At 68.8% G+C, this 25,710-nt stretch carries 20 protein-coding genes and 1 pseudogene; 13 read left to right on the top strand and 8 right to left on the bottom strand.

Annotation, left to right across the window (positions count from 1 at the left end; genetic code table 11):
- Positions 1-14: 14 nt before the first annotated feature.
- A complete protein-coding gene (locus CRP45_RS29070) occupies positions 15-437 on the top strand; it encodes a PPOX class F420-dependent oxidoreductase (RefSeq protein WP_067791347.1) in 423 nt (140 codons plus the stop codon).
- A gap of 178 nt (positions 438-615) precedes the next feature.
- Positions 616-996 carry a sterol carrier family protein gene (locus CRP45_RS29075; RefSeq protein ID WP_097247855.1) on the top strand — a complete coding sequence of 127 codons (381 nt, stop codon included), beginning with the start codon at positions 616-618 and terminating at the stop codon, positions 994-996.
- Positions 997-1,362: 366 nt separating this feature from the next.
- Here the strand turns inward: CRP45_RS29075 and CRP45_RS29080 are convergent, their stop codons facing one another.
- The gene (locus tag CRP45_RS29080) at positions 1,363-2,706 is read right to left on the bottom strand and encodes a YhgE/Pip domain-containing protein (RefSeq protein ID WP_425436984.1); all 1,344 of its coding nucleotides are present in this window, start codon (positions 2,704-2,706) and stop codon (positions 1,363-1,365) included.
- A gap of 142 nt (positions 2,707-2,848) precedes the next feature.
- On the opposite strand from CRP45_RS29080, the gene purF reads away from it, so the two are divergent.
- The 6 genes and pseudogenes from purF to purM all read left to right on the top strand — a co-directional run bounded on the left by purF (position 2,849) and on the right by purM (position 12,450).
- Positions 2,849-4,429 (top strand): amidophosphoribosyltransferase, encoded by a 1,581-nt coding sequence (purF, locus tag CRP45_RS29085; protein ID WP_067790386.1) that lies wholly within the window; start codon positions 2,849-2,851, stop codon positions 4,427-4,429.
- A gap of 557 nt (positions 4,430-4,986) precedes the next feature.
- Positions 4,987-6,603, top strand: coding sequence for an ABC transporter substrate-binding protein (locus tag CRP45_RS29090; protein ID WP_097247913.1), 1,617 nt, complete (start codon positions 4,987-4,989; stop codon positions 6,601-6,603).
- A 113-nt stretch (positions 6,604-6,716) separates the two neighbouring features.
- Positions 6,717-7,709: an ABC transporter permease gene (locus CRP45_RS29095; RefSeq protein ID WP_097247914.1), complete on the top strand. Its 993-nt coding sequence runs from the start codon at positions 6,717-6,719 to the stop codon at positions 7,707-7,709.
- Positions 7,710-7,792: 83 nt separating this feature from the next.
- A pseudogene (locus CRP45_RS29100) lies at positions 7,793-8,653 on the top strand (ABC transporter permease); the annotation flags it as partial.
- Positions 8,654-8,921: 268 nt separating this feature from the next.
- A complete protein-coding gene (locus tag CRP45_RS34790; RefSeq protein WP_097247915.1) occupies positions 8,922-10,940 on the top strand; it encodes a dipeptide ABC transporter ATP-binding protein in 2,019 nt (672 codons plus the stop codon).
- 433 nt (positions 10,941-11,373) lie between these two features.
- Positions 11,374-12,450, top strand: coding sequence for a phosphoribosylformylglycinamidine cyclo-ligase (gene purM, locus CRP45_RS29110; RefSeq protein ID WP_067790394.1), 1,077 nt, complete (start codon positions 11,374-11,376; stop codon positions 12,448-12,450).
- 345 nt (positions 12,451-12,795) lie between these two features.
- On the opposite strand, the gene CRP45_RS29115 is transcribed toward purM, so the two are convergent.
- From CRP45_RS29115 to ygfZ, 4 genes are all read right to left on the bottom strand, one after another.
- On the bottom strand, positions 12,796-13,008 hold the full coding sequence (locus CRP45_RS29115; RefSeq protein ID WP_067790397.1) for a DUF3073 domain-containing protein: 213 nt from the start codon (positions 13,006-13,008) through the stop codon (positions 12,796-12,798).
- 175 nt (positions 13,009-13,183) lie between these two features.
- Positions 13,184-14,134 carry an asparaginase gene (locus CRP45_RS29120; RefSeq protein WP_067790400.1) on the bottom strand — a complete coding sequence of 317 codons (951 nt, stop codon included), beginning with the start codon at positions 14,132-14,134 and terminating at the stop codon, positions 13,184-13,186.
- Complete coding sequence (locus CRP45_RS29125) at positions 14,131-14,829, bottom strand: MOSC domain-containing protein (protein WP_097247858.1); 699 nt, start codon at positions 14,827-14,829, stop codon at positions 14,131-14,133. The genes CRP45_RS29120 and CRP45_RS29125 overlap by 4 nt, the downstream gene beginning before the upstream one ends.
- 66 nt (positions 14,830-14,895) lie before the next feature.
- Positions 14,896-16,011 (bottom strand): CAF17-like 4Fe-4S cluster assembly/insertion protein YgfZ, encoded by a 1,116-nt coding sequence (ygfZ, locus tag CRP45_RS29130; protein WP_245910542.1) that lies wholly within the window; start codon positions 16,009-16,011, stop codon positions 14,896-14,898.
- A gap of 158 nt (positions 16,012-16,169) precedes the next feature.
- On the opposite strand from ygfZ, the gene CRP45_RS29135 reads away from it, so the two are divergent.
- From CRP45_RS29135 to CRP45_RS29155, 5 genes are all read left to right on the top strand, one after another.
- Positions 16,170-17,090 (top strand): aminodeoxychorismate lyase, encoded by a 921-nt coding sequence (locus CRP45_RS29135; protein WP_097247860.1) that lies wholly within the window; start codon positions 16,170-16,172, stop codon positions 17,088-17,090.
- Positions 17,091-17,219: 129 nt separating this feature from the next.
- Positions 17,220-18,716, top strand: a complete 1,497-nt coding sequence (locus CRP45_RS29140) for a cytochrome ubiquinol oxidase subunit I (RefSeq protein ID WP_097247861.1) — start codon at positions 17,220-17,222, stop codon at positions 18,714-18,716.
- A gap of 11 nt (positions 18,717-18,727) precedes the next feature.
- Positions 18,728-19,759, top strand: coding sequence for a cytochrome d ubiquinol oxidase subunit II (gene cydB / locus CRP45_RS29145; RefSeq protein WP_097247862.1), 1,032 nt, complete (start codon positions 18,728-18,730; stop codon positions 19,757-19,759).
- Between the two features lie 6 nt (positions 19,760-19,765).
- Positions 19,766-21,646, top strand: coding sequence for an ABC transporter ATP-binding protein/permease (locus CRP45_RS29150; RefSeq protein WP_097247863.1), 1,881 nt, complete (start codon positions 19,766-19,768; stop codon positions 21,644-21,646).
- A gap of 77 nt (positions 21,647-21,723) precedes the next feature.
- Positions 21,724-23,385 (top strand): ATP-binding cassette domain-containing protein, encoded by a 1,662-nt coding sequence (locus tag CRP45_RS29155; protein ID WP_097247916.1) that lies wholly within the window; start codon positions 21,724-21,726, stop codon positions 23,383-23,385.
- A 286-nt stretch (positions 23,386-23,671) separates the two neighbouring features.
- On the opposite strand, the gene CRP45_RS29160 is transcribed toward CRP45_RS29155, so the two are convergent.
- From CRP45_RS29160 to CRP45_RS29170, 3 genes are all read right to left on the bottom strand, one after another.
- A complete protein-coding gene (locus tag CRP45_RS29160) occupies positions 23,672-24,376 on the bottom strand; it encodes a heme-binding beta-barrel domain-containing protein (RefSeq protein ID WP_067790420.1) in 705 nt (234 codons plus the stop codon).
- Between the two features lie 185 nt (positions 24,377-24,561).
- On the bottom strand, positions 24,562-24,867 hold the full coding sequence (locus CRP45_RS29165) for a DUF1416 domain-containing protein (RefSeq protein ID WP_067790422.1): 306 nt from the start codon (positions 24,865-24,867) through the stop codon (positions 24,562-24,564).
- 5 nt (positions 24,868-24,872) lie between these two features.
- Positions 24,873-25,706: a sulfurtransferase gene (locus tag CRP45_RS29170; protein ID WP_067790425.1), complete on the bottom strand. Its 834-nt coding sequence runs from the start codon at positions 25,704-25,706 to the stop codon at positions 24,873-24,875.
- Between the last annotated feature and the right edge of the window lie 4 nt (positions 25,707-25,710).

Raw genomic sequence — 25,710 nt, forward strand, 5'->3', positions numbered from 1 at the left:
TGTTGGATCGACTCGTGAAACTAGACGACGCCGCGCGCGCACTGATCGGATCCGGTGCCGACGCCACCCTGGTCACCCTCAATCCCGACGGAAGCCCGCAGGTCAGCCTGGTCTGGGTCGCGCTGCGTTCGACGCCCGAAGGCGACGAGCTCGTCACCGCTCACCTCGGCGAGTACAAGAAGGTCCGCAACGTCCGGCGTGACGGCCGCGTCGCGCTCACCATCGTCTCCAGGGAACGCGGCGAGATCATGACGCCGTACCTCTCGGTGACCGGAACGGCGCGCGTCGTCGAGGGCGGTGCGCCGGAGCTGCTCAGGGAACTCGCGCGGACGATGGCCGCGCCGGGCATCGGCTTCCCGCCCGACGACGCGCCGGAGGGCTTCCTCACGCGCATCCGAATCGAGAAGGTCGGCGGCATCGGCCCCTGGGCCTCCTGACAGCTCCACCCGCCGCGCGCTCTCCCCGCAGGACCGCGCCCGGCGTCCCACACAACCTCTGTACGCCTCACATAGCCACCGCCTATGTGAGGCGTGCGAAAGGTGTGTGCCAGGCGTGGCTTCGGTGTCTCGTCGGGCGGGGCCGGTGGGTAACCTCGGCCGGGTGGGACGACGAGCGATGGTGGACCCGGCGGAAACCCGGTCGGCGGTGGCGGCGGTGAGTGCTTGGCTGCGTGACGAAACCGCGGAGCAGCCCGCGCGGCCCGAGCTGGCGGCGGCGGTCAAGACGACGGTGCGCACGCTGGCCGCGAACGCGCCCGGCCATTCCGTCGAGGTGCGGGTACCGCCGTTCGTCGCGGTGCAGTGCATCGAAGGCCCCCGTCACACTCGCGGCACCCCGCCCAATGTCGTCGAGACCGACCCGCGCACCTGGCTGCTGCTCGCCACCGGACTGCTCGATTTCGACACCGCGGTCCACTCCGGAGCGCTCACCGCCTCCGGCAGCCGCGCCGCCGAGGTCGCGCATTGGCTGCCGATCCTGCGTCCCGCCGACGAGTGAGCTGTGACGGCGGACTGAGGGCGACTGCCACACCAAGCTAGGGGAACTTGGCGCGCTGTATGCGCTGCTGTGGGCTCCGAGTGATTCGGGCGGAATGTCGTCGCCGCATGGGTCGGACCAAGGCGACACCCGGTGAGGCGCGCATTGGTTGCCGATCCTGCTTCTCGCCGACGAGTGAGGTGTGACGGCGGCTCGAGGGCGACCGCCACCACCGGGCTAGGGGAACTCGGCGCGCGGTACGCGCTGCTGTGGGGCTCCGAGTGATTCGGCTCGCGTCGGCGGCTCTGTGGGACAGCGAATCGGCCTCGGCGCGAAGGACGCGAAGGGTCGGCCGTCGACCATCCGCCGCCCGTCACCGCGGGAGGATCAGGCTGTCGCGGGCGCGGGCCGACCGCGATGCAGACCCTTGTAGTCGTAGTAGCGGGTGATGACCGCCCCGAGAACCAGTCCGATGACGAGCCCGGCCAGCGTCATCCAGAAGCCTCGCGTCAGCCCGGCCGGTCCGCTGGAGTCGAAATACAGGATAGAACGGACGGCGAGGAACACTTGGTGCATCGGCTCGAAATGGGCCAGCCAGCCGAAGTATTTGGGCGTCGCCTCGATCGGCACCGTGCCGCCCGAGGAGGGCAGGCCGAGCACGATGAACAGGATCAGGTTCACCAGCAGACCCGCCGAGCCGATGGCCGCGAGGATGGACAGGCCGGTGATGCCGACCGCGATGATCGCGAACGCGCTGTAGAGGAACAGCGTCAGCGGATCGTCGATCGGCATGCCGAGCGCCCTGGCCACCAGCATGTAGATCAACGAGACGACGTTGCCCATGAGAATCATCACGCCCCACTTGATCAGCAGTGTCTTGAACCGGGAGATCGGAGTGGGCGGGAAGTGCACGTACCACGGCCCGTACTCGGTGGGCACGAAGCCGAGATTGGCGTCCACCATGGTGTGGATCGTCATCGAACCGATCACGCCCGCGAGCAGCAGCAACAGCGCGTAGAAGAACGCGGTGAGACCCTGACCGGTGTTGCTGGGCAGCGGACGGTACTCCTCGACGATCAGTTGCAGCGGGCTGGCCAGCGCGATGCGGGTGGCTCCGCTGAGTTCGGGCGCCTGCCCGCCTTCTGGCGCGGTGAGCTGGGCCTGCACCTGCCGGGTCAGCTCCTCGCCGACCTGCTTGTTCACCTCGGGGAACGCCCGGTCGCCGACGCGGACGACGATCGAGGAGGCGTAGGTGCCGGCGCGCGGGTTGGTCTGGAGCGTGATGATGGGCTGCTCGATATCGCCGGGCACCACGCTGCCGACGCCGAGAATGCCGAGCCGCTTGCTGAAGTCGCTGGGAATGATGATCGCGCCGTAGACCTTGCCGGACTGCATCTGCCGCTCGGCCTCGCTGATCCCGACGACCCGCAGATCGATCTGGTCGGCGGGTACGGATTTGCGCAGCCCGTCGGCCACCTGGTCGCCGAAACTCACCCGGCGCTCCTGGCCCGGTGGGCCGAACGTCTCGCCGACATCCTGGTTGACCAGGGCGATCGGGAAGTCGTGCAGGTTCTCCTCTGGATCGACCACGTAGGCCAGGTACATGATCCCGAGCAGGGTGGTCAGCAAGGTGAGCACGATCATCGGCGCGCCGACCATGCGCAGTAGCGAACGGCGGTCGAGCCGCCTAGCGTTCGGATCCGTCCCGCCGGTGCTGTCCGTAGTCGCCACGAAGGGACGGTACCGCCGCGGCCGTGGGATTTCGGGTGATCGACACGGTGATTGCTACCGGGATGCGGTGGCCGTGATCGCGATCGAATTTTCACCCGTAGAATGACTGGTGCCCCCAGCCCGCCCGAACAGGGAGCAAACGGTGACCAACGCCGAAGTGCCGGTGCAGAACCTCGCAGCCACCCCCGATGAGGACGAGAACGAGCCACGCGAGGAGTGTGGTGTCTTCGGTGTCTGGGCGCCGAGCGAGGACGTGGCCAAGCTCACGTATTACGGCCTCTATGCGCTGCAACACCGCGGTCAGGAGGCGGCGGGCATCGCGGTCTCGGACGGTCAGCAGATCTTGGTCTTCAAGGATCTCGGGCTGGTCTCGCAGGTGTTCGACGAGCAGACGCTGGCCGCCATGCCCGGCCACATCGCCGTCGGCCACTGTCGTTACTCCACCACCGGCGGTGTGACGTGGGAGAACGCGCAGCCGATCTTCCGCACCACCGCGGTCGGCTCCGGACTCGCGCTGGGACACAACGGCAACCTGGTCAACACCGCCGAATTGGCAAGCCGGGCACGGGAACTCGGACTGATCGGCAACCCGGTCTCCGGCGGCCGCCCGCAGCCGGTCGGCGCGACCTCGGACTCCGACGTGATGACCGCGCTGCTGGCGCACGCCGCCGCGGACTCGAGCATCGAGCAGGCGGCCATGAAGCTGCTTCCGACGCTGAAGGGCGCGTTCTGCCTGACCTTCATGGACGAGCACACCCTGTACGCGGCGCGCGACCCGCACGGCGTGCGTCCGCTGTGCCTCGGCAGGCTCGAGCGTGGCTGGGTCGTTGCCAGTGAGACGGCGGCCCTGGACATCGTCGGCGCGGCCTTCGTGCGCGAGATCGAACCGGGCGAACTGCTGGCGATCGACGCCGAGGGCGTTCGCTCCATGCGCTTCGCCAACCCCGAGCCCAAGGGCTGCGTCTTCGAGTACGTGTACCTGGCCAGGCCCGACTCCACCATCGCGGGCCGCTCGGTGCACGCCACCCGTGTCGAGATCGGCCGCAGGCTCGCCAAGGAGCATCCGGTCGAGGCCGACCTGGTGATCCCGGTGCCGGAATCGGGCACCCCGGCCGCCGTCGGTTACGCGCAGGGCTCCGGCGTGCCCTACGGGCAGGGCCTGATGAAGAACGCCTACGTCGGCCGTACCTTCATCCAGCCGAGCCAGACGATTCGTCAGCTCGGCATCCGGCTGAAGCTGAACCCGCTGCGCGAGGTGATCCGCGGCAAGCGGCTCATCGTGGTGGACGACTCGATCGTGCGCGGCAACACCCAGCGCGCCCTGGTGCGGATGCTGCGCGAGGCGGGCGCGGTGGAGATCCACGTCCGGATCGCCTCGCCGCCGGTGAAGTGGCCGTGCTTCTACGGCATCGACTTCGCCTCGCGCGCGGAGCTGATCGCCAACGGCGCGGGCGCCGACGACAGCTACGACGACATGGTCGAGAACGTGCGCCGCTCGATCGGCGCCGACACTCTCGGCTACATCTCCACCGAAGGCATGATCGCCGCCACCGAGCAGCCGCGCACCCGCCTGTGCGCCGCGTGCTTCGACGGCGACTACCCGATCCCGCTGCCCCAGGAAGCCTCGATCGGCAAGAACCTGCTCGAGGGGATGCTGACGGGTCAGCCGGAATCGGTGCTGCTGGGTGAGAACGCCAACGCGAGCGCCCTGAGCAGGCCCTGACACCTCTGCTGCGACGGGCTCGACTTCGCAGACCTTTCGTACGGTTCGCAGCGGTTGCGACCTCTGCGAGGCGTGCGAAACCTCCGCGGGAACGCCCGGTTCGATTGCGCGGTGAAGGTAGGCGAGCCCGCGCGGTCTGTCGTCTACCCCAACACCGGGCCTCGCAGGCCTTCCGCACGGTTCGCAGCGCCTGCAACCGCTGTGAAGCGTCGGAAGACTCTGCGAGGACTGTGGCGGTTGCTGATTTCAGCGCGTGGTTTGGTGAACAACCGAAATGGGTACCGGCGCAACGGTGTCCGTGGGTGTGACGTGGCCTGCTCGAGACGCCGCCAACGCGATCTTTCCGCGCACCTGGACATATGACCGGGCGATGCCGGTGCGGCCGTGCATGGTTCGCAACGGACGACAACAGCCCGGTGATTTTTCTTTGAAAACGCAATGTGCCGGAAATGGTTCGTGGGTACGGTCGCCAGCTATATCGAAAGTTCACCGCGTCCGGACCGGGCCTGTGATCCAGGTATCGCGGTGCGGCGCGCTCGAAGAAGTGGGGCCGGATGATGAGGGTTTCGAGGACGCCGGGCGGGCGTAGGCGAGCGAAAGGCATTGCGGCGGTTGGGCTCGTTGCGCTGGTCGCGTCGGTGCTCGCGGGTTGCGGATCCGGACGGACGGGCGAGGGCGGTGACGGCGACGGGTTGATCGTCGGCACCACCGACAAGATCTTCTCGCTGGATCCGGCCGCCGCCTACGACAACGGGTCGCTGGTCGCGGAGACGCAGATCTACCAGTACCTGCTGAATTTCGCGCCCGGCGACCCCACCCCGAAACCGGACGCCGCCGAGAAGTGCGAGTTCACCACGCCGACGGTCTACACCTGCACCTTGCAGGCGGGATTGAAGTTCGCCAACGGAAATCCGTTGACCGCCAACAGCGTAAAGTTCTCCTTCGACCGCATGCTCGGCATCAACGACCCGAACGGTCCCGCCTCGCTGCTCGGCAATCTGGAGAAGACCGATGTGGTCGACGAGCGGACCGTCGCCTTCACGCTGAAGGTCGCCAACGACCAGACCTTCCCGGCCATCCTGCCCACGCAGGCCGGGCCGATCGTGGACGAGCGCGTGTTCCCCGCCGACAGGGTGATGGCCGACGAGGACGTGGTTCGCGCCAAGGGCTACTCCGGCCCGTACACGATCACCAGCTACGACAAGAACAAACTCGTCGAGTACCAGGCGTATCCGGAGTACCGCGGCATCCTCGGCACCCCGAAAACGCCGCGCATCTCGGCGAAGTACTACGCGACCACCGACAACCTGAAGCTCGACTTGCAGAGCGGCGCGATCGACGCGGGCTACCGCTCGCTGACGCCGACCGACATCGAGGGGCTACGCGCCAGCGACAAGGTCAAGGTGCTCGACGGTCCCGGCGGCGAGTTGCGCTACATCGTCTTCAACATGAACACCATGCCCGGCGGTACGCCGGAGCAGAAGCTGGCGGTGCGCAAGTCGATCGCGTCGTCGCTGGACCGGGTCGCGCTCGCTCGCGACGTATACAAGGACACCTACGTGCCCGCGTATTCGTCCGTCCCGCAGGGCATTCCGGGCGCGGCGGAACCGTTCAAGGAGATCTACGGCGCCGGTCCGAACAAGGACGCTGCCGCGAAGTTCCTCGCCGACGCGGGCGTCGCGACGCCGGTGGAGCTCAACCTCCAGTACAACCCCGACCACTACGGCTCCAGCAGCGCGGAGGAATACAAGGCCATCAAGACGCAGCTGGAGGCCACGGGCCTGTTCCGGGTGAACCTGCAATCCACGGAATGGGTTAGCTACCAGAGGGAACGGGCGCGCGACGCCTACCCGCTGTACCAGTTCGGTTGGTTCCCCGACTTCCCGGACCCGGACAACTACCTCTCGCCGTTCTTCGGCCCCAACAACTTCCTCCAGTCCCACTTCGAAGACCCCGGCATCACCGCGCAATTGGTCGGTGAGGCGACCCAGCCGGACAAGGACCGCAGGCTCCAGCAGATCCAGCAGGTGCAGCGCGACCTGGCGCAGAACTTCCTGCCGATCGTTCCGCTGTTGTCCGGCAAGCAGATCGGCGTCGCGGGCAAGGACGTCCAGGGCATGGAGCAGACGCTGGACCTGTCGTTCAAGTTCCGCTACACGGTCCTGAGCAAGTGAAGTCGGAGGGGACCGGGCCCGCGGCGATCGCGCCGCGGGCCCGGCGATTCGCGCTGCCCCGGCGGGCGGCGGGCGGGGATTCGCGCGGGCTCGCCCTCGCCAGATACCTGGGCGTGCGGCTGCTGCTCATCCCGGTGACGGCCTGGATCCTGGTGACCGCCGTGTTCTTCATGATGCGGGTGATCGGTGATCCGATCGAAGCCGCGCTCGGCGGGCGGCTGCCACCGGACCAGATCGAACAGCGGCGCGAGGCGGCCGGGCTGAACCGGCCGATCCTGGTGCAGTACTGGGAATACCTGTCCGGCCTCGCGCGCGGCGACTTCGGGCAGACCCAGGACCACCGGATGGTCGCCGACATCATCGCCACCCGCGGTGCGGCAACCCTGGAACTGGTGTGCTGGGCGCTGCTCGTCGCCTTCGCCATCGGCGTCCCGCTCGGCAGATACGCTGCCACCCACAGGGATTCGGCGAGCGACGCCGCGCTGCGGCTGTTCGCCATCCTGGCCTACGCCGCGCCGGTGTTCTTCGTGGGACTGCTGCTCAAGTTGTTGTTCGCGGTGCGGCTCGGCTGGTTGCCGGTCTCCGGGCGGGCCAGCGCCGACGTCGAATTGCGGCTACAGCACGTCTCGCCGAAGACCAACATCATGGTGGTCGACGCGATCCTGTACGGCGACAACGCCTATCTGCTCGATGTGCTGAAACACGCTGTGCTGCCCGCTATCGCGCTCGGCCTGCTGACCGCGGGCGTGTTCCTGCGGCTTGTTCGGATCAACCTCATCCAGACCTTGCGCAGCGACTACGTCGACGCGGCGCGGGCGCGCGGGCTGTCCGCGCGGGTCGTGACCGGCCGACATGCCGTGCGCAACGCGATGATCCCGATCGTCACGGTGATGGGCATGTACATCGCCATGATGCTCGGCGGCGCGGTGCTCACCGAGATGACCTTCGAATGGAAGGGTCTCGGCTTCGAGCTCGCGGAATACCTCAAGGCCCGCGACTTCATGGCGGTGCAGGGCATCGTCGCGTTCATCGCGCTCGTCGTCGCCGTGATGAGCTTCGTGGTGGATGCCCTTGTCGCACTGATCGATCCGAGGGTGAGGTTCTGATGACCGCACCGGAATTGGTGACCGAACCCACCGCGGCGCTCGCACCGAATCGCCGGGGCCGGTTCGGGCTGCGGCTGTTCTCGATGACCGCGGGAATGCAGCGCGTCACGCTGATCCTCGGCCTGGTGTTGATCGCGGGGTTCCTCTTCGTCGCGCTGTTCGCGCCGCTGCTCGCGCCCTACGGGCTGGCCCAGACCACCGAGAACGGTGTGGGTTTCGGCCAGTACCAACCGCCTTCGGCGCAGCACTGGTTCGGCACCACCGTCGCGCAGGAGGACGTGTTCTCCCGGGTGCTCTACGGCGCGCGGACGGCGCTGTGGGTGATCGTGGTGTCGCTGGTGCTCTCGCTCTTCGTCGGTGTGCCGCTCGGGCTGGTCTCCGGGTACGTGGGGCGCTGGCCGGACCGGGTGCTGGTGACGGTCATGGACGCGCTGTACGCGTTTCCGACCCTGCTGCTGGCGATCGTGGTGTCCATCGTGGTCTCCGGCGGCGAGTCGAGCGGGTTCGGCGGCGTGCTCTCCGCGGCCGTGGCGATCACGACCATCTTCGTGCCGCAGTACTTCCGGGTGGTGCGCAATGCCACCGTCGCGGTGAAGCAGGAGCCGTACGTGGACGCCGCGCGGGTCACCGGCGCGTCCACGGCGCGAATTCTGTTCCGGCACATCCTCGCCAACGTCACCCAGTCGCTGCCGGTGATCGTCACGCTCAACGGCGCCGAGGCGATCCTGACCCTGGCCGGGCTCGGCTTCCTCGGCTTCGGCATCGAGTCCACCCAGGCGGCGGAATGGGGATTCGACCTGAACAAGTCGCTTGCGGCGGTGTCCAACGGAATCTGGTGGACAGCGGTCTTTCCCGGCACCGCCATCGTGCTCGTCGTGCTCGGGATGACGCTGGTAGGCGAGAGCTTGAACGAGGTGCTCAACCCGCTGCTGCGCACCCGGCGGACCGCGGCGCCGGTCGCGGTGGGGAGCGATGTGGTGGTCGGCGCGAGCGGAGAGCCGGAGATGCCGGTCGCAGAGGTCGAACCGGACGTCGCCCTGTCCGGGGACGGACCCGAATCATCAACGGACGGCGAGCCTCTGGAACCGAACGACGGTGCCGGGTGTGCGCGAGAGGGTGTTTCGCCGGTGCCGGGCGGCCATCCGGAGAAGCCGAAGGGCGGCGCCGAACCGGATGTGGGAGACAACATTTCGAGTAGACGGGAGGGTGGTCATGCCTGACGTAGCCGAGGGGCGGCGGCCCGCGCTGGCGATCGAGGCACTGTCGGTCACCTTCGCCACCGATGCGGGCCCGGTGCACGCGGTGACCGACGTGTCCTACGAGGTCTTCCCCGGCGAGGTGCTCGCCATCGTGGGGGAGTCCGGCTCGGGCAAGTCGGTGAGTTCGCGGACGGCGATGGGGCTGCTTCCGTCCACCGCGCGGGTCCGGGGCATGGTGACGCTCGGCACGCGGCAGGTCACCGGGATGTCCGAAAGGCAGCTCACCGCGCTGCGCGGCGGCGCGATCTCCATGGTGTTCCAGGAACCGGGGTTGGCGCTGGATCCGCTGTTCACCGTCGGTTTCCAGATCACCGAGGCGCTGCGGGCGCACAACGACCTGTCGCGCAAGGCGGCCAAGGAGCGCGCCGTGGAACTGCTGCGGCTGGTGGGTCTGCCCGATCCAGAGCACCGCGTCGACTACTACCCGCACCAACTGTCGGGCGGCCAGAAGCAGCGCGTGGTGATCGCCATCGCCATCGCCTGCGAGCCCAAGGTCATCATCGCCGACGAACCGACCACCGCGCTCGACGTCACCGTGCAGGCCGAGATCCTGAACCTGCTGCGCGACCTGCGCGACCGCATCGGCAGCGCGATCGTCCTCATCACCCACAACATGGGCGTGGTGGCGGACCTCGCCGACCGCGTCGTCGTGATGCGCGACGGCCGGGTCGTCGAACAGGCCCCCGTCGAGGACCTGTTCGCCCGCCCCAAGGTGGACTACACCCGCGCCCTCCTCGCGGCGGTCCCGCACCTGGGGGCCCGGCGCGTGAAAAGTGCTGAGCCGCAGGCCGACACGGAACCGCGCGGGGCGGAAACGGCCCAAGCCAATAGCCACCCCGCACACCCCGAAACCGGTACGGCCGACCCCGAGGCCGGGGCCGCTGGGGAGGCCGCTGGCACGGGAACCGCTGCGGATGTCGGGACCTCTGCGGCCGCCGAAACCGCCGGGGCTACTGCGGCCGCTGAGACCGTCGGGGTTACGGCGGCAGCCGAGACCGTCGGGGGTATCGCTGCTGGCACTGATGTGGGTACCGGGACCGGCGCGTACGGCGTGCGTGGGGCGAGCGATGCGGGCGGCGCGACCCGCGGGGTCGGAGGTGCGCCCGCCTCGGATGGAACCGCCGAAGTCGGCGAGCGGGTGCCGGTGCTGGAGGTGTGCGATCTAGTCGTGGAGTTCCCCGGGCCGTTCGGACGTCCACGGTTCCGGGCGGTGGACGGGGTGAGCCTGAGCATCGCGGCGGGCGAGACGGTGGGGCTCGTGGGGGAGTCGGGGTCGGGGAAGTCGACCATCGGGCGATGCGTCGCGGCGTTGCAGCGGCCGACCTCGGGTGCGGTGCGGGTGCGTGGTCAAGACATCGCGAATCTCTCGCAGCGGCGGTTGCGGCCGATTCGGCGGCGGTTCGGGTTCGTGTTCCAGGATCCGGCCAGCTCGCTGAATCCCCGGATGACCGTGGGCGATTGCGTCGCGGAACCGATGATCGTGCACAAGGTCGGCAAGTCCGAGGCGATCCGCGCCAAGGTGCGCTCGCTGCTCGACGACGTCCGCCTGCCCGCGGGCGCGGAACGTCGCTACCCCCACGAACTTTCCGGCGGCCAACGCCAGCGGGCCAGCCTCGCCCGTGCGCTCGCGCTGGATCCAGACCTGCTCGTCGCCGATGAACCGACCAGTGCGCTGGACGTCTCGGTGCAGGCCGCCGTCCTGGAGCTGTTTGCCCAACTCCAGCGCGAATGCGGCTGGGCATGCCTGTTCATCAGCCACGACCTCGCCGTCGTCGACCAACTGGCCGACCGCATCGTGGTGCTGCGCGACGGCGCGGTGGTCGAACAGGGCGACCGGGACGCGATCCTGCGCGACCCCCGCGAGGAGTACACCCGCCGCCTGGTCGCCGCGGTCCCGGTACCGGACCCGGTCGAACAACGCCGACGCCGCGCGGAGGCCGCGATCCTGTTCACATCGGAGCCCAAGGCGTGAGCGAACGGTCCCCGAAGCCGCCCCGCGCGCAACCGCTCGCCCGAGCCCGATGGCGGTTTCGACCATGTTGCCGGTCCGTTCGATGATCGGCAGACAGGTGCGCAGCGTGAGTTGTGCGTTGTCGAGGCCGCGGTGAGCGCGTCCCCCGAGCGCGCCGGGTGCACCGCGCTCTCGATTCGATCCGAACACCCGCCCGCTTTCCCCGCGAACCGGGCAGAATGATCAGCAAGTGAACAGGATCGAGACGTGACAACTGATTTCGCGAGAATCCGGGTAACTCGTCGGGTACGCCCAGAACTCGACCCCCCACCCAACCGCCGGCCCGGCAGCACAACCACCACGGCACCGACGACCGGCAAGAGGCTCGGAGAGGCGGATAGGCTAGCGTGAGCAGGCATCTATCCGCCGATTCGGTTTGGAGCTCTCCCCGAAAATGACTGAACAGACCCCCACTGGTGGTGCCTCGTACGCCGCGGCAGGCGTGGACATCGAGGCAGGTGACCGCGCAGTCGAGTTGTTCGGGCCATTGGCGAAGAAGGCCACCCGTCCCGAGGTGCAGGGTGGGCTGGGCGGCTTCGCCGGACTGTTCGCGCTCAAGGGCGGCTACCGTGAGCCGCTGCTTGCCGCCTCCACCGACGGCGTAGGCACCAAGATCGCGGTCGCGCAGGCGATGGACAAGCACGACACCGTCGGCCTCGACCTGGTCGCGATGGTCGTCGACGACCTGGTCGTCTGCGGCGCCGAGCCGCTGTTTCTCCAGGACTACATCGCCATCGGCAAGGTCGTCCCGGAGAAGGTCGCCGAGCTGGTCTCCGGCATCGCCGAGGGCTGCGTGCGCGCGGGCTGCGCGCTGCTCGGCGGCGAGACCGCGGAACACCCCGGTCTGATGGACCCCGACGACTACGACCTGTCCGCGACCGGCGTCGGCGTTGTCGAGGCCGACGCGGTGCTCGGCCCGGATCGGGTGCGTCCCGGCGACGTGGTGATCGCGATGGGTTCGTCGGGTCTGCACTCCAACGGCTACAGCCTGGCGCGCAAGGTGCTGCTCGACATCGACCGGATGTCGCTGACCGGGCACGTGGAGGAGTTCGGCCGCACCCTCGGCGAAGAGCTGCTCGAGCCGACCCGCATCTACGCCAAGGACTGCCTCGCGCTGGTCGCCGAGACCGATGTGCGCACCTTCTCGCACGTCACCGGTGGTGGACTCGCGGCCAACCTGGCGCGCGTCATTCCGGCGGGCATGGTGGCCGAGCTGGACCGCGGCACCTGGAATCCGGCGCCGGTGTTCAAGATGATCGCCCAGCGCGGCCGGGTCGAGCGGGCCGAGATGGAGAAGACGTTCAACATGGGAGTCGGCATGGTCGCCGTCGTCGCTCCGGAAGACGTCGACCGCGCGCTCGCGGTGCTCACCGCCCGGCACATCGAGTGCTGGACCCTCGGCACCGTGAAGAAGGCCAAGGAATCCGACGCCGCCCGCGCCGTCCTGCTCGGCGAGCACCCGCGCTTCTGATCACTTCGTCGGCGGCCGATCACTTCGGAGATCGGCCGCCGAAGCACTTCCGAGTCCTGGTTCGCACCTGCAATCCGCGGTCTTCGAACTGAGACGTGGTGGCAGCGGGTGTGTCCGCTCCCTGCGGCGGGCCTGGCACAGCCCTCGCAACCGGCGCGAGTCGAATCGGTCGGCGAAGAGCCCGCTCACACGACATCGCTCACACGAGATCAGCGTCCCGCATCCGTGGATGCGGGACGCTGATCTCGTTGTACGGCAAGCCTCTAAGCCGATGTCCCTGTCTCGGTGGCAACGATCGAAGGGGGAGGCCCGGACGGCCTCCCCCTTCGTCACGCATGATCCGAGTCAGCGGCGCCAGTCGTCGTAGTCGTCGTCCTCGTCCCACCGGGACGAGGGCACGTCCGCGTCGTGCTCATCGGACAGCACACCACCACTGCGTTGGCTGGTAGGGCTTCCCGAGAGCTCACGCTGAAGGCTCGCGAAGTCGGTCGGCGCTGAGCTGTACTTCAGCTCGCGTGCGACCTTGGTCTGCTTTGCCTTAGCCCGGCCACGGCCCATGGCTGACCCCCTCGCGTCACTGCGGGGCGGCCTGGGGTTTGTTGGCGGCCCCGTTCGAATTAATACTCTTCCTGACAGACACTTTAGCGTGTGTCCGGCGGTCGCGCTTCCAGGAGTGGGGGAAGAACTCCCGAACGGACCCCGTTTGCCCGGTTGTCGCCGTGTGTCCTGGCTCTTAGAGTACGCCGGGAATTGTCCGGATCACCCCGACTCGAGCACCGCCGCCGAGCACCGGTTGGGCCGCCAATTCGGTGTGCGCCTCGGTCCAGTCGACGCCCATCCGTTGCAGAATCGCCAGCGTCAGGGGCATCCGCGCGCGGTCGTGCCCGTCGTCGATCTTGTACGCGAAAGCCCTTCCGTCGGGCAACGCGCCCGCGTGCACACCGTCGGCCCCGATCTTGCAGACCAGCCCCGGGGTAGCCGCCATGGCCAGCAAATCGGGCGCGTTCGTGCCCGAAATCACTCGGGGATGGGCGCGGATGGCGTCGGCGACTCGGCGCGGCGGGGTGCCGGGCTCGGCGGTTGCCATGGTCGCGAAGGCGCGGGCCAGGTTCATCAGCGAGACCGGGATGATGGGCAGGCCGCAGCCGTCGATGCCGAGATCGGTCTCCGGTTCGCCGGTGAGCTCGGTGACGTTCGCGATCACCGCCCGCTGCAACGGGTGCGTCTCGTCGAGGTAGCCCTCGGTCGGCCAGCCGTTGATCGCGCAGGTCGCCAGCATCGCGGCGTGCTTGCCGGAGCAGTTCATGTAGATCCGGCGCGGTTCGTCGCCGGTCAGCGCGGCGGCTCGGGCCCGCTCCTCGAACGGCAGGTCGGGCGGGCACTCCAGCGCCTTCTCGGGAAAGCCGAACCGGTCGAGCAGCCGCTGGACAAGGGCGACGTGGTCGGGCTCACCGAAGTGCGACGCGGTGGCGATGGCCAGCTCGGCCTCGTCGACCGGCTCGAAACCGTTGCGCAGCAGCGTGATCGCCTGCATCGGCTTGTTGGTCGAGCGCGGGAAGATCGGCACGTGCACCTCGCCGAGCTGGTGCGTCGGCTCGCCGTGGGCATCGAGGATCACCACGGATCCGCGGTGCACGCATTCGCGGAATCCGGAGCGGACGACCTCGACGAGTTCGATACTCATCGCGCGCCCTCCGTCGACAGTTCGCCGCGGCGTTCGGCGGCGCGGGCGGCGTTGGCGTACCGGCGGGCGTGCCTGTCGATCTGCATCCTGATGTCGTCGGAGACGGTGGACTCGTGCTCGAGCAGGGTGGCGAGCCGGTCCATGTCGTCGCCGGTGAACACGTCGCGCACCGTGATGCCGTGCTCAGGGACGTGCACCACCTCGACCGGATCACCGGCGCCGATCGTGCCCTCGGTGAGAACGCGCAGGTAGGCGCCGGTGTCGCTGCGCAGCGTGAAGCGCTTGACCCACTGCGCCTCGCCGGACCAGTGCTGGAAGGTGGCGCACGGGACGCGCGGCGCGCTCACCTCGAGCAGGGTGTCGCCGATCGCCCAGCGGGCGCCGATCACCGCGTCGCTCACCGCCAAACCGCTGATGCGCAGGTTCTCGCCGAACCAGCCCGCGGGCAACTCCCTGCCGAGTTCGTCGCCCCAGCGCCGCGCGTCGTGCTCGGCGTAGGCGTAGACCGCCTGGTGCACGCCGCCGTGATGCTTGGTGTCGCAGACGTGATCGCCGTCCAGACCGAGGGCCCGCACGCCGACGCGACCGGTGACGGGTCGCTTGTCGATGGCGGTGCGACCGACCCTGGTCGGCACCTCCAGATCGGCGTGCACCACGCAGACCGCGAGCACGCGGGCGGTGTCATCGCTGCGCATCGGCGCCGCTCCCTTCGTCGAGTGGGTGGGGATCGCGAGGCTCGGCGTCGAGCGAATTCGGGCGGATCACCGTCCGCGCAGCCGGTCGACGGCGAGACGGCCGGCCTGCGGCGCGTCCTCGGCGGGGACCGAATCGGGATCGATGGAGGCGGCGGACGGCCCCGCGACCAGCGCGGTGTCGACCGGGATCGCGCGCTTGATCAAGGCGAGCGCGATCGGTCCCAGCTCGTAGTGGTCGACGACGGTGCCGAGCCTGCCGACGGCGCGACCACCCGCGGTGACGTCCGTGCCGGGCGTCGGCCGCTCGTCGGCGGAGCCGTCCAGGTGCAGCAGCACCAGGTGGCGCGGCGGTTTGCCCAGGTTGTGCACTCGCGCAACGGTTTCCTGGCCGCGGTAGCAGCCCTTGTCCAGGTGCACGGCGCCGTGTTCGTCGGGACCGCCGATCCAGCGGGCCTCGTGCGGGATGGTGCGTTCGTCGGTGTCGCGGCCGATGCGCGGCCGCAGTGCGGTCACCCGCAGCGCCTCGAAGGCCCACATGCCCGCCGGTTCGGCGCCCGCTTCGGTGAGCTTGCCCCACCATTCGGTCAGCCGCTCGCGGGGAATCACCAGATCGAAGGAGTCGGCGGTCGGCCACGGCATGCGGCGCAGGAAACCGCCGCCGGGCAGCGGGACGGCCGCGTAGGTATCGGGCAGTTCGGCAACGCCGAGGGCTGCGGTCAGGTCGCGCGCACGCGGACCGAGCAGGCTCAGCACCGCGTGATCGGTGGCCTCGCGCGGCTGGGCGTCGGCCCAGAACACCATCTTGCGCAGGAAGTCGAGCAGGGCGGGGCCGTGGTCGGCCTCGGTGTCGATCCAGACCGTGTCGTCCAGATCGGTGAGCACGAAGTGGTGCTGCACGCGACCGTTGAGATCGAGATCCAGATTCTCCGCGGATTGTCCGTCGGCCAGGTTCGCCACGTGCTGGCTGGAGATGGTGTGCAGCCAGGTCAGGCGTTCGGCGCCGGTGATGGACAGGACGAAGCGGTGCGAGCGATCGACGATCGCGACGCGTTCGGCGGCGGCCCGTTGCTCCCCGAACGGATTGCCGTAGTGCCACGCCACGGCGGCATCCTGGGTGCCGGGCGGACCCGCGACGGCGCCCGGAACGGAAAGGACAGGGCTGGGTGCATCGACCACGGACACGTCTTCCACTGTAGTGGCACAGCCGGACGGCGGTCCGCGCGCGGCCGAAGCGCGCACCGGCGGCATGGCCACAACGGTGGTCCGCGACGCGCGAGCCCTCGGGTTTCGCGGCGTGGCAAACATAGGCAAGGGCAGCACATACCGCCTACGCTCGTCGCATGGTAGATCGGGTTCTTGTCACTCTCGACGGCGTCGTCCAGGACGCGGACGCGCCGTTGCTGTACGCCGACGACATCGGGGTGCTGCGCGGCGACGGTGTCTTCGAAACGGTGCTCGTGCGCGGTGGAAGCGCGTGTGCGCTCGAATTCCACCTCGGCAGGCTACGCCGCTCGGCGCAGGCGCTGGAACTACCGGAACCCGAACTGAGCCGTTGGCGCGAGGCCGTGGAGACCGCGGCGAAGGAGTGGGGCACCGAGGACGAGGGGATCATGCGGCTGGTGCTGACCCGCGGTCGCGACAGCGAGCTGTCCGGCGCGCGCTCCAGCGTCAAGTCGGGCGATCTCGCCGCGGCGGTTCCGGTGCCGACCTCCTACGTGCTGGTGATGCCGGTGCCCGAGCGGGTGGCGAAGGCGCGCACCGAGGGCGTCTCGGTGGTGACGCTGCCGCGCGGTATCTCCATCGATCTGGCCCAGGCCGCGCCGTGGCAGCTGCTCGGCGCGAAAACCCTGTCCTACGCGACGAATATGGCCGCGCTGCGGTTCGCGCACCGGATGGGCGCCGACGACGTGATCTTCACGAGCACCGAGAACCGGGTGCTGGAGGGTCCGCGCTCCACGGTGGTGATCGCGCGCGACAAGAAGCTGATCACGCCGCCCGCGAAGAACGGTGTGCTGCCCGGCGTCACCCAGCGCGCGCTGTTCGCCGAGGCGGAGAAGGCGGGCTGGACGTGCAGCTACGAGTTGCTCTTCACCGCGGATTTGCTGACCTGCGACAGCATCTGGATGCTCTCCAGCATCAGCCTTGCGGCGCGGGTGAATTCGCTGGACGGTTTGCGAATGTCCGCGCCGGACAACGCGCAGGAGATCATCGACCTGGTCGATCGCGGTATCGATCGGGCGGGAGCCATCGGGGATTGGTGAGGTGACGTCCGCCTCTTCGGGGCGGACAACCTTCGCCTACCGAGGCGCCGTGTCCTAACGCACGTTGATTGCCGGACCCCGGCACGTAGCATTTACTACGACATGTCGTAGACATTGCTGGAGGGTCGGATGAGTGTGCTGGACATCTCGCGTTGGCAGTTCGGTATCACGACCGTCTACCACTTCGTGTTCGTCCCGCTGACCATCGGGCTCGCCCCGCTCGTCGCGGGCATGCAGACCGCTTGGGTGATCACCGGCAAGGATCACTGGTACCGGCTGACGAAGTTCTTCGGCAAGCTGTTCCTGATCAACTTCGCGCTCGGCGTCGCCACCGGCATCGTGCAGGAATTCCAGTTCGGCATGAACTGGAGCGAATACTCCCGCTTCGTCGGCGACGTGTTCGGCGCGCCGCTCGCGCTGGAAGCCCTCGTCGCCTTTTTCCTCGAATCGACCTTCATCGGTCTGTGGATCTTCGGCTGGACGCGGCTGCCGAAACTCTTGCACCTCGGCGCGATCTGGATGGTCGCGATCGGCGTGAACGCCTCGGCCTATTTCATCGTCGCCGCCAACTCGTTCATGCAGCACCCGGTCGGTGCGAGGTACAACCCGGAACGCGGGCGCGCGGAGCTCACCAGCATCTGGGAGGTGCTCACCAACAACACGACGCTGGCGGCCTTCCCGCACGTGGTCGCGGGCTCGTTCCTCACCGCGGGCACCTTCGTCGCGGGTATCGCGGGCTGGTGGATGGTGCGCAACGCGCGCAGCGGCGACCCGGCGAAGGCGGCCGAGGCGCGCACCATGTGGCGTTCGGGCGGGCGCGCGGGCATGTGGGTGATCGTGGTCTCGGGTCTCGCGCTGGTGCTCAGCGGCGACATCCAGGGCAAGCTGATGTTCGAGCAGCAGCCGATGAAGATGGCCTCGGCGGAATCGTTGTGCCACACCGCGACCGATCCGCACTTCTCGGTGCTCACCGTCGGCACGCACAACAACTGCGACAGCGTCACCCACGTCGTCGAGGTGCCGTACGTGCTGCCGTACCTGGCCAAGGGCGAGTTCAGCGACGTCACCCTCGACGGTGTGCAGGATCTCCAGAAGGCCTACATCGAGAAGTACGGTCCCGGCGACTACCGGCCCAACCTCTTCGTCACCTACTGGTCGTTCCGCGCGATGATCGGCCTCGCCGCGGGCTCGCTGCTGCTCGTGCTCGCCGGACTGTGGCTCACCAGGCGCGGGCGGGTGCCGGACCAGCGGTGGTACTCGTGGCTGAGTCTGCTTGCCATTCCGACGCCGTTCCTCGCCAACAGCGCGGGCTGGGTCTTCACCGAAATGGGCCGCCAGCCTTGGGTCGTTGTGCCGAACCCGACCGGTGACCCCAACTTGCGGATGACGGTGCAGCAGGGCGTCTCGGACCACTCGGCGGGCACCGTGATCACCTCGTTGGTGGTGTTCACCTTGCTCTACGGCGTGCTCGCGGTGGTGTGGTTCTACCTGATGCGGCGGTACGTGATCGCCGGTCCTGAGCAGCCGCACGCGCAGGAACCTGAGGGCCCGGACGACACGGGCGGTCCCGGCGACCGCAAGGGCGCCGAAGAACCTGCCGTCGAACAGCTTTCGTTCGCGTACTGAGGAGACCGACGATGAATCTGCAAGAGTTCTGGTTCGTTCTGATCGGCGTCCTGTTCACCGGCTACTTCGTGCTGGAGGGCTTCGACTTCGGCGTCGGCATGCTGATGCCGATCCTCGGCAAGGGCAGCGACACCCGGCGTCGCGTGGTGCTCAACACCATCGGCCCGGTGTGGGACGGCAACGAGGTGTGGCTGATCACCGCGGCGGGCGCGATGTTCGCGGCCTTCCCTGAGTGGTACGCGAGCCTCTTCTCCGGGTTCTACTTCGTGCTGCTGCTGATCCTGATCGCGCTGATCCTGCGCATCTGCGCCATCGAATACCGCGCGAAGATCGACGATCCGGTCTGGCGGGCCCGCTGCGACATCGGTATCGGCATCGGTTCCTGGGTCCCTGCGCTCGCGTGGGGCTGGGTGTTCGCCAACATCGTGCGCGGGGTGCCGCTGAACGAGGAGAAGCAGATCGTCGGCACGGTGGCGGACCTGTTCAGCCCGTACGCGCTGCTCGGCGCGCTGACCACCGGCCTGCTGTTCCTGCTGCACGGCGCGATCTTCGTCAACCTCAAGACCGGCGGCGAAGTGCGGGCCGACTCGGTGCGTATCGCGCGGCTGCTGCTCGCGCCGACCGCGCTCGTCGTCGGCGGTTTCGGCCTCTGGACGCAGCTGGCCTACGGTGCCGACTGGACCTGGATCGCGTTGGGCGTGGCGGCTTTCGGGCTCCTGGTCGCGGCGGTGGCGGTATTCGCCGAACGCGACGGATGGGCGTTCACCGGAACCACCTTCGCCATCGCGGCCGCCACGGTGCTGCTGTTCGGCTCGCTGTTCCCGAACGTGTTGCCCTCCACCATCGATGACGCCTTCCACCTCACCATCGACAACGCGTCGTCCACGCCGTACACGCTGAAGGTGATGAGCTGGGCGGCGGTGATCGTCACGCCGGTGGTACTCGGCTACCAAGCGTGGACCTACTGGGTCTTCCGCAAACGCCTGACGGTGGACCACATTCCGGCGCACATCGGTCTGCCGCCGAGGCCGGGCAAGGACTGATCGGCCATGGCACGTCCGCCCGTCGACCCGCGCCTGTGGCGGTATGCCCGCTCGGCACGCCGGTATCTGGTGCTGAGTGTCGGGTTGTCCGTGGTGATCACGGTGTCGATCGTGGTCACCGCGGTGACGTTGGCTCGGGTGCTTGCCGGGGTCATCACCGATCCGGGCGCACGCGGGTTCGGCTCGTGGACAACCGAACTCGCGGTGCTGGTCGTATCGGTCGGTGCGCGGGTGGCGGCGAGTTGGGTGCAGGCCAGGGTGGCGCATCGATCCGGTGCCGGGGTGGTCGCGGAGCTCGAGACGGCGGTGTTGGCGGCCGGTGCGCGACTGTCACCGCGCGAATTGGAGAGCCGGAGAACCGAGCTGGCTGTTGTGGTCGGGACCGGTCTCTCGGGGCTGCGCGGCTATCTCAGCGGGTACCTGCCCGCGCTGTTGCTCGCGGTGCTGGTGCCGCCGATCGTGTTGGCGGTCATCGCGATACACGATCCGGTATCCGGTGGGATCGCGGTGGTCACGTTGCCGCTCATTCCGATCTTCATGGTGCTGATCGGGTTGCTGACGCAGGGGCGGGCGGCGGCGACGCTGGAGGCGACGACTCGACTGTCGGACCAGTTGCTGGATTTGTTCGCCGGGATGCCGACGTTGCGCGCGTTGGGGAGGGAAGGCGGCGCGGCACAGTCGGCCGCGGGTTCGCCAGCGGAGCCAGGCGCGGCGGTGTCTCGATCGGAGACGAGCTCGGCGCGTGCGCGGCAGGACGAGAGATCGGCGCGGCGGGATGCCGAGTCGGAGGGTGCGCGTCGGGCAGGCGACGGGCGAGCTCGGACGATGGAGCATCGCGTCCGCGAGCTCGGCGACGCGCTGCGATCGCGCACCATGCGGGCGCTGCGGATCGCGTTCCTGTCCTCGATGGTGCTGGAGCTGCTCGCGACGCTGAGCGTGGCATTGATCGCGGTATCCATCGGTCTGCGCCTGGTCTACGGCGGGATGAGCCTGTACGACGGGTTGGTCGCGCTGATTCTCGCGCCCGAGGTGTACTTGCCGCTGCGGATGGTGGGGGAGCGGTTCCACGCGGCACAGGACGGGATGGCGGCGGCGGACAAGGCGTTCGCCATTCTGGAGCCGGACGAGGCACCCGACCTGGGTGCCGGACGCTCGGTGGTCGCAAGCGCTGAGCTGTTCGCGGCATCGGAGACCGAGTCGCCCGGCCGCATCGAGCTTCGCGAACTCGGTGTTCGGGCGCGGGACGGGTTGGCGCCGGATGGGCTTTCCGCGGTGTTGCTTCCGGGCGCGGTGACCGTGCTGACCGGGCCCAATGGGAGCGGCAAGTCGACGGCGTTCCTCGCGATGCTCGGTCTGGTGCGGCCGGAGAGCGGGTGTGTACTGGTCGACGGAACCGATGTGCGCGAGCTGGACGCCGAGGCGTGGTGGGCGCGGGTGGCCTGGCTGCCGCAGCGGCCGGTGCTGGTGCCCGGGACGTTGCGGGAGAACCTGGAACTGCTCGGCGCGCGGGCGGCCGACGATTCGGATCGCGGGGCGGTCCTCGAAGCCGCTTGCGCCGCTACCGGATTCGACGCCGTGCTGGACGAGTTGCCGCAGCGCTGGGACACCGTCGTCGGCGCGGGCGGCACCGGCTTGTCCCTCGGCCAGCGCCAGCGCCTCGCCCTGACCAGGGTGCTCGCCGCCGACCGCCCCATCCTCCTGCTCGACGAGCCGACGGCCCACCTGGACGCCGCGAGCGAATCCGCCGTCCTCGCCGCCCTCCGCGCCAAAGCACGCGACGGAGCCACGGTCGTCGTCATCGGCCACCGCGCCACGGTCCTGGCCGCCGCCGATCACGTTGTGCCCGTACGGGCGTCGGTCTTCGACGGGGTGGTGAGCGGATCATGAGTATCGCGCGTGCGGTGACCGACGCCGGGGACGGCGTTCGTCCCGCGGGCGGGTCGATCTCTGACGACTTCCGCAGGATGTGGGGTCTGCTGGAGCTTTCCCCGTGGCGGGTCGCGGTGGCGGTCGGTTGGGGCGTGCTGGCGCTCGGGAGTGGGCTCGGGCTGGCGGCATTGGCGGCGTGGTTGATCGCGCGGGCGTGGCAGATGCCGCCGGTGCTGGATTTGAGCGTCGCGGTGGTTTCGGTGCGGGCGCTCGGTATTTCGCGCGGACTGTGCCGGTATCTGGAAAGGCTTGCGACGCACGATGTCGCGCTGCGGTCGATGACCACCGCGCGTACGAGCGTCTACCGCACGCTGGCGGGGTCGGATGTGTGGTTGCGCCGGGCGCGCGGCACCGATACGGAGCCGCGGAGTGCGGCGCGGTTGCGGCGCGGTGATCTGCTGGTCCGGATCGGCAGCGATATCGACGATCTCGGCGCGGTCGTGGTGCGGGCGCTGGTACCGATCGTGGTCGCCATCGTGTTGGCGTTCGCCGCGATCGGGCTGCTCGCCACGATTTCTGTCGCGGCTGCGGTGATTCTCGCCCTGGCGCTCGGGGTTTCGGGCATTCTCGCGCCCTGGCTCTCGGCGCGGGCCGCGCGGGAAGCCGAGACCGCGGTGCGCGCCGACCGCGCCGAATTCACCGCGCAAGCGCTCACCGTGCTGGACCACGCGGCCGAACTGCGCGTCGCCGGACGACTGGACGCGGCGCTGGCGACGGCGAAGAAGGCGGGCGAACGCGCGGTCGCCGCCGAGGACAAAGCCGCGTCCCACACCGCGTCGGCCGCCGCGGCGACACCGCTCGCCATCGGGGCCAGCGTGCTCGGCGCCCTGCTCATCGGCATCGCGATCTACGGCCCGAACGGCGGCGCGCCCGGCGCCATGACGCCCATGGCGCTCACCATCCTGGTGCTGCTGCCGCTCTCGGCATTCGAAGCGGTCGGGCCCCTACCGGCCGCCGCGCAGGCCATCACGACCGCGCGGGCCGCGCTGCGCAGGCTCTCCGCCGCCGAGGCCGCCGACCCGCGCCGAGAATCCGGACTGCGCGAACTGCCCGAGCTGCCCGCCGGTCGCCGCATCGCCGTCGTCGGTCCGAGCGGTGCGGGCAAGACCACGCTGCTCATGTCGTGGGCCGGGCTGTTCGACAATCCTCGGCCCGACACCACCTTCTTCGCCGAGGACGCCCACCTGTTCGGCACAAGCGTCCTGGAGAACCTGCGGGTCGCTCGCGGCGACATCACCGAAGCCGAAGCCGAGAAGGCGCTGCGCGCGGTCGGTTTGGGCGACTGGCTGGATTCGCTCGCGGACGGTATCCGCACCGAGCTGGTCGGCGGGGCGGCCGCGGTCTCCGGCGGACAGCGCCGCCGCCTCCTGCTCGCCCGCGCACTGCTCGCACCGGCCCGTGTCCTGCTGCTCGACGAGCCGACCGAACACCTCGAGGCCGAGGACGGCGCCGACCTGCTGCGCGCCCTGCTCGATCCCGCGAGCGGACTGGTCGACGCGGACCGCACAGTGGTGGTCGTCACACATCAGCTGCCGGACCTACATCGGGCCGACGCGGTCGTCCACGTCGACGCATCAGCCCAGGTCACGGTCGAATATCGGGCCGATTCCGCCGCGCGCGAAAATCCGTTGCCGACCTGCCGATCCTTCGCTAGTTTCGTCAGTACACGGGAAGGAGGTGGTTCGAAGAATGAGTAATTCCAGGACACGTGAGGTGGCTGTCCGCTAGCGCCACCGCTGCAGGTGGTATCCGCCCGCGCGAGGCGCCGAGCGAATACCAGGCAGTCACCCGACCCCCGAGCCCCCGGTCTTGTCCGACCGGGACCCGCGCAGGTTCCGAACCCGCCGGGTACGGCTCGGGGGTCGTTCCATTTCCGCAGCCCTGCTTGCGCGGTGCTCGTCGGCATCTTTCACGATCGGCTGAAGATCGGCGTGCCCTTTCCGATCGACATCGACCTGACGACGATCGGGGAGCGGGGCTGATTCAGCCGATGTAGCGCTGGAGGCGGGCGGAGAGGCGGGGTTCGAGGGGGCCGTCGGCGACGATGCGCTCCTCGACGTAGGCGAGGTCGCCGCCTTCGATGATGCCGTAGAGGCGCTTGGCTCCGCCGACGACGACGCCGGACTGGCTGCGGATCACCACGTCGGTGGCCAACTCCCAGGAGGACTGGGTGAGCGCGGTGCCGTAGAAGAGCTCGACGATGCCGGAGCTGTGGGTCAGCAGCAACTCGATGACCTCGTCGTTGCCGTCGATGCCGACCCGCCAGAAACCGCTTTCGCGGAGATCGGGTCCGCCGTAGCTGCCGTCTTCCTCGATGACCCAGGAGCGGGAGTCCCAGGAGAGGTAGTCGCCGCCGTCGTGCGAGACGACGATCTGCTGGCCGAAGCGGTAGTCCCCGCGCTCGGGGTCGTTGCCCTCGCCTTCGCCGCGCCACACCCCGACCATGGGCAGCAGGGCCAGCATGGCGGCGCTCAGATCGGGGCCGAGCCGCAGGTTCGCGGTGTCCTCGGGCAGCGGGAGGTCCGGCAGCACCGGAATGTTGCGGGCGCCGGTCGATTTGGCGCGTTCGGCGGCCTCGGCCACGGCCTGGTCGCCGCTGCGCCGCTGCCCTTCGGCGGGAGCGCTGCCGTTCATCTGTTCACTCGCTCGCTCGGCCGGATCGGAACCTTCGCTCGCGAGGTCACTCATGATTCGGTGAACAGCCGGTAGAAGACGTACAGACCGAACCAGCCGATCAGCACGGACACCAGGACCAGCAGAATTTCGAAGAAGAGGACCACGTCTCGGAGTCTAACGAGCGCCACTTCCGGGCAACACAACGGCCCCGGAGCTTCCGCGGGGGAAGCGCCGGGGCCGTTGGGGTTCGACGTGCCTTACTTGGCGACCGCGACGTCCACGGCGTGGATGCCCGCGCCCTCGGGACGGACCTCGGCCGAGCCGTTGCCCGCGGCGGACAGCGCGCGCACGGTCCACGAGCCCGGAGCCGCGAAGAAGCGGAAGTCACCGGTGCCGGAGGCGACGACCTCGGCGGTGAAGTCACCGTTGCCGTCGAGCAGACGCACGAACGCGCCGCCGACCGGCTGACCGTCGGTGCTCAGGACACGGCCGGTGATGACCGTCTCCTTCTCCACGTCGACGCCTGCGGGGATGGCCTGACCCTGGGTAGGTGCTGCACACATATTGATTACGCTCCCAACTCGATCGGTGCACCGACGAGAGAGCCGTACTCGGTCCAGCTCCCGTCGTAGTTCTTGACGTTCTGGTGGCCGAGCAGCTCCTGCAGCACGAACCAGGTGTGCGAGGAACGCTCGCCGATGCGGCAGTAGGCGATGGTGTCCTTCTCGCCGTCCAGACCGGCTTCCTTGTAGATCTCGGCGAGCTCGGCGTCGGACTTGAAGGTGCCGTCCTCGTTGGCCGCCTTGCTCCACGGCACGTTGATGGCGCCCGGGATGTGGCCGGGACGCTGGCTCTGCTCCTGCGGCAGGTGCGCGGGAGCGAGGATCTTGCCCGAGAACTCGTCGGGCGAACGCACGTCGACCAGGTTCTTGGTGCCGATGGCCGCGATGACCTCGTCGCGGAACGCGCGGATCGACAGGTCGGGCGCCGACGCCTTGTACTGGGTGGCGGGACGGTTCACGGCCTCGGTGGACAGCGGACGACCGTCCAGCTCCCACTTCTTCCGGCCGCCGTCGAGCAGCTTGACGTTGTTGTGGCCGTACAGCTTGAAGTACCAGTAGGCGTACGCGGCGAACCAGTTGTTGTTGCCGCCGTAGAGGATGACCTCGTCGTCGTTCGAGATGCCGCGCGCCGAGAGCAGATCGGAGAACTGCTCCTGGTTCACGAAGTCACGACGAACCTGATCCTGCAGGTCCTTCTTCCAATCGAGCCGGACGGCGCCCTCGATGTGACCGCCGTCGTAGGCGGAGGTGTCCTCATCGACCTCGACGAAGACGACGCCGGGGGCGTTGAGGTTCTCTTCGGCCCAGTCAACGGAGACCAGGACATCGGAGCGAGCCATTGTG

This window comes from Nocardia amikacinitolerans, from assembly GCF_900215415.1.
Lineage (GTDB): Bacteria > Actinomycetota > Actinomycetes > Mycobacteriales > Mycobacteriaceae > Nocardia > Nocardia amikacinitolerans.